The sequence below is a fragment of the Rhodococcus sp. DMU2021 genome (assembly GCF_019641445.1).
Taxonomy (GTDB): domain Bacteria; phylum Actinomycetota; class Actinomycetes; order Mycobacteriales; family Mycobacteriaceae; genus Rhodococcus; species Rhodococcus pyridinivorans.
On the sequence record NZ_JAIFKB010000014.1, the window covers coordinates 150,152 to 156,980 of the forward strand.

The following is a 6,829-nucleotide window of genomic DNA, read 5'->3' on the forward strand; positions in this document are numbered from 1 at the left end:
TGGCCGTTCACATCGTCCTGATCGAGATCACTTCTCGTCGTCGTCCGAGCGCTCGACCACCTCGGGAACGTTCTCCCGCGTTGCCATGCCGCCGTTGCGACCGTGATCGACCGGCCCCGGTGGGTCCTTGCGCACCTCGTCGTCCTTCTTCTTCGACGTCGTCACTTCTACCTCCGTACGCTGGGCCGACTCGTGTCCGGACGGATACCCGCAGACGTGCACGCGCACACTTCGGGGTGGCGTCGGTGCTCCGGACCGGATTGACTGGACCCAACGACACAAGGAGGCAGCATGCAGATCCGTGACAGGGTTTTCGTCGTCACCGGTGGAGGCAACGGGATCGGACGCGATGTCGTCCTCGAACTCCTCGTGCGTGGCGCGCGGGTCGCGGCGATCGACTTCCGCACCGAGGCTCTCGACGGCACCCGTGCTCTGGCGGACGCCTATGTCGACCGTCTCACCACCCACACGGTCGACGTCTCCGATCGCGCCGCCGTCGAAGCCCTGGTGACCGAGGTGACCGCAGCACACGGGCGGGTTGACGGCGTCGCCAACGTCGCAGGCATCATCCAGAAGTTCGTCCCGTTCGCGGACCTGCCGTACGACGAGATGAACAAGGTGCTCGACGTCAACTACTGGGGTGTCGTGCACATGTGCAAGGCGTTCCTCCCCGAGCTGCTGAGCCGTCCCGAGGCGAGCCTGCTCAACGTGTCGAGCATGGGTGCCTTCGTGCCGGTGCCGGGCCAGTCCGTCTACGGCGCGAGCAAGGCGGCGGTCAAACTGCTCACCGAAGGTCTGTACGCCGAACTGCGCATGACGAAGGTCGCGGTGACGCTGGTGTTCCCAGGCGCCGTCCGCACCGGCATCGCCGAGAACTCCGGTGCCGCCATCCCGGGACGCAGCACTGACGCCTCCGTCAAGATCACCTCGTCCGCCGAGGCAGCCCGCAGGATCGTCGACGCGATCGAGAAGGGCACCTTCCGGGTGTGCATCGGCAAGGACGCGACGATGCTCGACCTGCTCGCCAGGCTCATGCCGCGTCGCAGCATCGAGTTCCTGGCGAAGAAGATGGGCTCGCTCGTCGAGCGCTGACCTACCGGCGACCGGTCCGCAGCGGATGCGGCCGGGGCGGGACGTCCGTCGGCGACCGGCTCAGCACGATCGGCAACCACTGCGAGGTCATCACGATCATCACCAGCCATTCGGCGACCAACGCCACGGTCGGGTGATGCGGAGCGTTCGTGATCATTCCCGCCTGCGACCAGTACGCCAACAGCCCGAAGAACGACGACAGCCCCGAGCCGAGCATCGCGAGCGACGCCAGCTTCCATCGTCGCAGCCACAACGCCAGCGTCGAGATCACCACCCCGAACACGAGGGCTAGGGCCGCGAAGATCCGCAGCGGCACCGCCACGGGTGCGGTGTCGCCGAACCAACTACCGAAGACCGTCCACGACCACGCCGACGACGTCTGCGGAAGCACCATGCACACCGTCAGGACGACGACGCAGATCGCCAGGACCCGTCCGCGGCGACCGGCGTCGAACTCCCCGGCGACCTTCTTCTCGATCCGGGCGAAGTCGTTCCGATAGGCCGACAGGTCCGCGCTCGTACCGTCCGCGCTCATGCCTCGACCTCTCCGTTCCGACACATGGGTGGCCATTATGCGCCGCACACCGATGTGACCTCGCTCATGTCGTCCACCTGCGATTATGCTCCGACACATGCGTCCGGAGCGGTGCCGGTGTGGCGCCATGGTGCACCGGGTATCGCCCCTTACGAACCCGATCGAGGGAGGGCGAGAATGCCGGACCAGGACCAGTACCGCATGCAGCACCCGGGAGAGCAGCACCCCGTTCCGCCGCTCGAGGAGCAACCGGAGATCGCCTACCCCGGCCAGCCCGCCGAACTCGCCCCGGCCTACGTCTTCCTCGCCTCCCAGGAGTCGAGCTACATCACCGGGGAGACCATCGCCGTCACCGGCGGAGTCCCGTTCACCTGAGAATCAGAGCGCGAGATGGTCATCGGAGCGCGTAACAGCGCGCATCGATGACCATTTCGCGCCCCGGAGTTCACGAGGTCTGCATGTCGAGCAATTCCGACACCGTCACGAACCGGTAGCCCTCGGCGCGCAAGCCGTCGACGATCCCGGGAATCGCCTCCAGCGACGCTGTCCGGGAGGAGTACATGACGTGCAGCAGGATGATCGAGCCGGGACGGGTCTCGTCGAGTGCGGTCTGCACGATCGTCTCGGTGTCGGACGCATCGGAATCCGGTTCGACGTCCCACATCACGGTGGTCCGGTCGTGCTGGTCGAGATAGCGGGGGAGCGCGACGAGCTTCTTGCCGTAGGGCGGGCGAAAGGTGATCTCCCCGTCGAACCCGGTCTCGCGGATCGCGGCGTCGGTGCGCTCGATCTCCTCGGCCACCGTGCCGCTGCCGACGAGCATCATCCTGCGGTGCGTCGCGGTGTGATTACCGAGTTCGTGCCCGGCCTCGACGATGGCCCGGCCCAGCTCCGGTCGTTGTTCGAGTTCCGAGCCGGTGACGTAGAAGGTGGCGGGGACGTCGGCGTCCTCGAGGGTCTGCAGGACCTGCGGGGTGAGGACGCTCGGGCCGTCGTCGAGGGTCAGCGAGACCACCTTCTCGGGTGTCTCCACCCTATGGACGAGTGCCCCGAACAGCTGGAAGGTGCGGGAGTTCGAAAGCTGGAAGATCGCGACGGCGACGACGACCAGCACCACGAGCACGGCGGATACGACGACGAGGGTTCTTCGGCGGGATGCCATTCGGACATGGTGCCTCATCCGGTGTCGATGGGTGGAGGACGCCCGGTTGCGCGGTTCCGGGACCGACGCCGGGTCTTGCACTGTTCGTAGCGACGTAGGGAACAACGGTGCGAATCCGTGGCTGTCCCGCAACTGTCACCGAGGAGTGATCCCCCAATAGCATGGTCACGGCCCACAGGGGTTGGAAGGCCGGGGCGAGCGTCGATCCGGGAGCCAGGACACCTGCGTCGCCGAAGCAGGACCCACGAGGATGGACATGAGCAATTCGACATCGACCGCCCGCAAGGGCGGAATTCGGCGCTGCGCGCAGCCGGCGCACTGCTAGCGGCGGCGTTGGCCGTCTCCGGTTGCTCGTCGAGTGACGACACATCCGGGACAGTCGAACAGGACACCGCGGCATCGGTCTACCCGCTCACCATCGAGCACTGCGGCAGGACGCTCACCATCGACGCGCCACCACAGCGGGCGGTGTCCCTGATCAGGGATCCACCGAGATCCTGCGGTCGCTCGGTCTCGCCGACCGCGTGGTCGGCACCGCGACCTGGACCGATCCCGTTCGGGAGAATCTCGCCGACGAGAACGCGAAGGTTCCGCGTCTGTCCGACAACAAGCCGTCCTTCGAGGTTGTGCTCGACACGGAACCGGATAGTGGGTGCAGACGTACGACATCCTCGAGAAGACCATGGCCGAGGCCACCGGCATCGAGCCGAATCCGGACTTCCCCACCGGGCCGGCCTACCACGTGATGGGCTTCGACCTCGAGGTGTTCACCCCGATCTTCGTCATGAGCCGTATCACCGGGTGGACTGCGCACATCATCGAGCAAGGTGAGTCCAACGCCCTCATCCGTCCGCTGAGCGAATACACGGGGGTGCCGCAGAGGTCGATCGTGGCCTGACACCCGCTCGAACTGCATCCCGGGGTATTTCCGTCGCCGTCTCCTGACCCCGGGATGCTTCCGATCGGGCCCGCAGCGTTCAACGCTGCGGGCCCAATCGTTTGCGGTCATGTCATGCGATGCGCTTCGTCGCCAACTCTGCGCCTCGGACCAGGGATTCGAGCTTGGCCCACGCGATCTGAGGATGAATGCGTCCGCCGAGTCCGCAGTCGGTGGAGGCGACCACATTCTCCGCACCGACGAGATTCGCGAAACGTTCGATGCGGTCGGCCACGAGTTCGGGATGTTCGACGACGTTCGTCGCGTGGCTGATGACGCCGGGCACGATCTGCTTCCCGTCGGGAAGCTTCACGTCCTCCCACACCCGCCACTCGTGTTCGTGACGGACGTTGGCGGCCTCGAACGAGTACGACCCGGCGTCGATGTCGAGCATGGTTTCGACGAGGTACTCGAACTCGAGATCGGTGGTGTGCGGGCCGTGCCAACTGCCCCAGCACAGATGGAAGCGGATCCGGTCCTGGGGCAGACCCCGCAGGGCGTAGTTCAGCGCTTCCACCCGGATGCGGGTGAAAGCCAGGTAGTCCTCGACCGTCGGCTCGGGGTTGATCTGGTCCCAGTTCTCGGCGATGGACGGGTCGTCGATCTGCAGGATCAGACCGGCGTCGATGATCGCTTTGTACTCCTCGCGCATGGCATCCGCGCATGCCCAGATGAATTCTTCCTCGGTTGCGTAGTGCTCGTTGCCGATCCGCGAGGCGCTACCCGGTGACAAGGAAGTCATGAAACCGTTCTCGACCCCTGCGGCCGCCAGCGCGGACTTCAGATTCGCGATGTCCGACGCGATGGCGTCGTGGCCGATATAGGTGACCGGTCCGGTCGCAGTAGGGAAGAGGGGTGCCTCCTTCCCGATCGACACCCCGCTGTCGGGATCGCCGTAGGCCTCAGCGAACAGCGTCCCGTCGCGCCGGTCGGGGAAGGTGGTCAGACGCACGTTGCCGGGTGTCGACCGGATCGGTGTACTGCCGAACGGTCCTCCGTCGGTCAACTGGAGACCGGACAGGCGCTGGAACGAGTACGACCACCAGGCACCGTAATCGACCGTCGAGGACATGGCCTTGCCGTACTCGCCGTCGCCGGGAGTGCAGATGCCGAGGTCGACCTGGCGCCGAACCAGCGCGGTCACCTCGTCGCCGAGCAACTGTGCGAACTCCTCGGAGGTATCGAGGCGGAAGCCGTCTGCCGCTTCTCGTCGTGCTCGGTTGGCTTCGACGAGGGCCGTGGTGCGCGGGAGACTTCCCGCATGGGTGGTGCGAATATGGGTGGACATTGTCGACGACTTTCTTCGTAGTGCGGTAGTTATCGGTTCAGCTCGGCACGCACGGTGGCGGCAGCGGTGACGAGATTTGCCAGTGAGGCCGTGACCTCCGTCGTACCGCGGGTCTTGAGCCCGCAGTCCGGGTTGACCCACAGTCGCTCGGCGGGCACTGCCTGCAGAGCCTTGCGCAACAGTGCTGTGATCTCGTCCTCGCTCGGGACGCGCGGCGAATGGATGTCGTACACGCCGGGGCCCACGCCGAGGTCGAAGCCGACGGCGTCGAGATCGTCGAGGACCTCCATGTGCGAGCGGGCCGCTTCGATGGACGTGACATCGGCGTCGAGTTCGGCGATCGCCTCGATCACCTCTCCGAACTCCGAATAGCACAGGTGGGTGTGGATCTGCGTGGAGTCGGCGACACCGGACGTCGCCAACCGGAACGCACCGACCGCCCACTTCAGATACTCGGGCTGTTCCGACGCGCGCAGCGGCAGGAGTTCACGAAGTGCAGGCTCATCGACCTGGATGATGCGCACCCCGGCGGCCTGCAGGTCCACCGTCTCGTCGCGGATCGCGAGCGCGATCTGGTCGGCGGTCTCGGCGAGCGGCTGATCGTCGCGGACGAACGACCACGCCAGGATCGTCACCGGGCCGGTGAGCATGCCCTTGACCGGCTTGTCGGTGAGGGACTGGGCGTAGGTGATCCAGTCGACGGTCATCGGGCCGCGGCGGGCGACGTCGCCGTAGAGGATCGGCGGCCGCACACAGCGCGTGCCGTAGGACTGCACCCAGCCGTTGGCAGTGGCGAAGAATCCGTCGAGCTGCTCGGCGAAGTACTGCACCATGTCGTTGCGCTCGGGTTCGCCGTGCACCAGGACATCGAGTCCCAGTTCCTCCTGCAGCGCAACCACTTCGGCGATCTCGTCGCGCATCTGTCGCACGTACTCGCCGTGGTCGATCTCGCCGTTGCGCAGCGCGGCACGGGCCACCCGGATGCGGGTCGTCTGCGGGTACGAGCCGATCGTGGTCGTCGGCAGCAGTGGTAGATCGAGATGGCGACGCTGGATCTCGCGCCGTCGATCGGCGGGGGTGCGGGTGCGATCGGTGGAGATCGAGGCGAGGACACCGCGCACCCGATCGTTGCGTAGACGCGGATCCGACGCTCGTACCTGCGCGGCGGTACGGGCAGCGGCGAGTTCGTCGGTGACGGCGTCGCGCCCCGTACGCAGAGCGGTAGCGAGAGTGACTATCTCCGAGACCTTCTCGTCGCCGAAGGCCAACCACGTGCGCAGCGACTCGTCGAGATCCGGTTCTGCATCGATCGTGTACGGCACGTGCAGTAGTGAGTACGACGACGACACCGCCACGTCGGCTGCGGAACCGAGCAGTGTGGCCAGCGTCGCCAATGCCTGTTCGAGGTCGGTGCGCCATACGTTCCGGCCGTCGACGACACCGGCGACGATGAGCTTGTCGGCGAGCTCGGGCAGGCCTGCGATTCCGGTGGTGGTACCGGCTACCAGGTCGACGGCGAGGCCTTCGACTCCGGTGTGTGCGAGTCGCTCGAGCGCAGGCCCGAGGCTGCCGAAGTACGACGCGACGAGGATCGCCGGCCGCTTCTGTGACTGAGACAGCGCGTTGTATACCCGTCCGATCGCATCGAGGGCAGGTGCGTCGAGATCGCGGACCAACACCGGTTCGTCGAGCTGCATGTCAAGTCCCGAGTTTTGTTGAGGCTGAGCGTGTGTTCAGTTCTCAGGCCGCAGAAGCGGCTGGCGGTTGTGCGTAGTGGGCGGTCTCGACCTCGGCCGGAGTCCGATAGTCGAGCAT

The 6,829-nt window shown here is 66.1% G+C and carries 6 protein-coding genes, 3 pseudogenes and 1 riboswitch; of the genes and pseudogenes, 4 read left to right on the forward strand and 5 right to left on the reverse strand.

Annotated elements, in window-relative coordinates; all coding sequences use genetic code 11:
* Positions 1–27 precede the first annotated feature (27 nt).
* The gene (locus tag K3M35_RS18650; protein WP_220666856.1) at positions 28–165 is read right to left on the reverse strand and encodes a hypothetical protein; all 138 of its coding nucleotides are present in this window, start codon (positions 163–165) and stop codon (positions 28–30) included.
* 126 nt (positions 166–291) lie between these two features.
* Between K3M35_RS18650 and K3M35_RS18655 the strand changes: the two genes are divergently transcribed.
* A complete protein-coding gene (locus tag K3M35_RS18655) occupies positions 292–1,092 on the forward strand; it encodes an SDR family oxidoreductase (RefSeq protein ID WP_019291067.1) in 801 nt (266 codons plus the stop codon).
* A gap of 1 nt (position 1,093) precedes the next feature.
* On the opposite strand, the gene K3M35_RS18660 is transcribed toward K3M35_RS18655, so the two are convergent.
* Positions 1,094–1,627: a hypothetical protein gene (locus tag K3M35_RS18660; protein ID WP_006552961.1), complete on the reverse strand. Its 534-nt coding sequence runs from the start codon at positions 1,625–1,627 to the stop codon at positions 1,094–1,096.
* A gap of 264 nt (positions 1,628–1,891) precedes the next feature.
* Between K3M35_RS18660 and K3M35_RS18665 the strand changes: the two are divergent.
* Positions 1,892–2,002: pseudogene (locus K3M35_RS18665) on the forward strand (SDR family oxidoreductase); the annotation flags it as partial.
* Between the two features lie 70 nt (positions 2,003–2,072).
* Here K3M35_RS18665 and K3M35_RS18670 read toward each other — a convergent pair.
* Complete coding sequence (locus K3M35_RS18670) at positions 2,073–2,789, reverse strand: polysaccharide deacetylase family protein (protein WP_220666857.1); 717 nt, start codon at positions 2,787–2,789, stop codon at positions 2,073–2,075.
* A 48-nt stretch (positions 2,790–2,837) separates the two neighbouring features.
* Positions 2,838–3,034: riboswitch (cobalamin riboswitch) on the forward strand.
* A 55-nt stretch (positions 3,035–3,089) separates the two neighbouring features.
* On the opposite strand from K3M35_RS18670, the pseudogene K3M35_RS18675 reads away from it, so the two are divergent.
* A pseudogene (locus K3M35_RS18675) lies at positions 3,090–3,436 on the forward strand (ABC transporter substrate-binding protein); the annotation flags it as partial.
* A 2-nt stretch (positions 3,437–3,438) separates the two neighbouring features.
* Positions 3,439–3,687, forward strand: a pseudogene (locus K3M35_RS18680) (citrate/2-methylcitrate synthase); the annotation flags it as partial.
* A 112-nt stretch (positions 3,688–3,799) separates the two neighbouring features.
* On the opposite strand, the gene K3M35_RS18685 reads toward K3M35_RS18680, so the two are convergent.
* Complete coding sequence (locus K3M35_RS18685; RefSeq protein ID WP_220666858.1) at positions 3,800–5,014, reverse strand: cobalamin-independent methionine synthase II family protein; 1,215 nt, start codon at positions 5,012–5,014, stop codon at positions 3,800–3,802.
* A gap of 29 nt (positions 5,015–5,043) precedes the next feature.
* A complete protein-coding gene (metE, locus tag K3M35_RS18690) occupies positions 5,044–6,711 on the reverse strand; it encodes a 5-methyltetrahydropteroyltriglutamate--homocysteine S-methyltransferase (RefSeq protein WP_259444217.1) in 1,668 nt (555 codons plus the stop codon).
* Positions 6,712–6,829 lie beyond the last annotated feature (118 nt).

Bases quoted from the DNA above. Each gene is read 5' to 3' on its own strand.
- K3M35_RS18685 (WP_220666858.1), bottom strand. From the start codon at position 5,014: ATGTCCACCCATATTCGCACCACCCATGCGGGAAGTCTCCCGCGCACC.
- metE (WP_259444217.1), bottom strand. From the start codon at position 6,711: ATGCAGCTCGACGAACCGGTGTTGGTCCGCGATCTCGACGCACCTGCC.
- K3M35_RS18655 (WP_019291067.1), top strand. From the start codon at position 292: ATGCAGATCCGTGACAGGGTTTTCGTCGTCACCGGTGGAGGCAACGGG.
- K3M35_RS18670 (WP_220666857.1), bottom strand. From the start codon at position 2,789: ATGGCATCCCGCCGAAGAACCCTCGTCGTCGTATCCGCCGTGCTCGTG.
- K3M35_RS18660 (WP_006552961.1), bottom strand. From the start codon at position 1,627: ATGAGCGCGGACGGTACGAGCGCGGACCTGTCGGCCTATCGGAACGAC.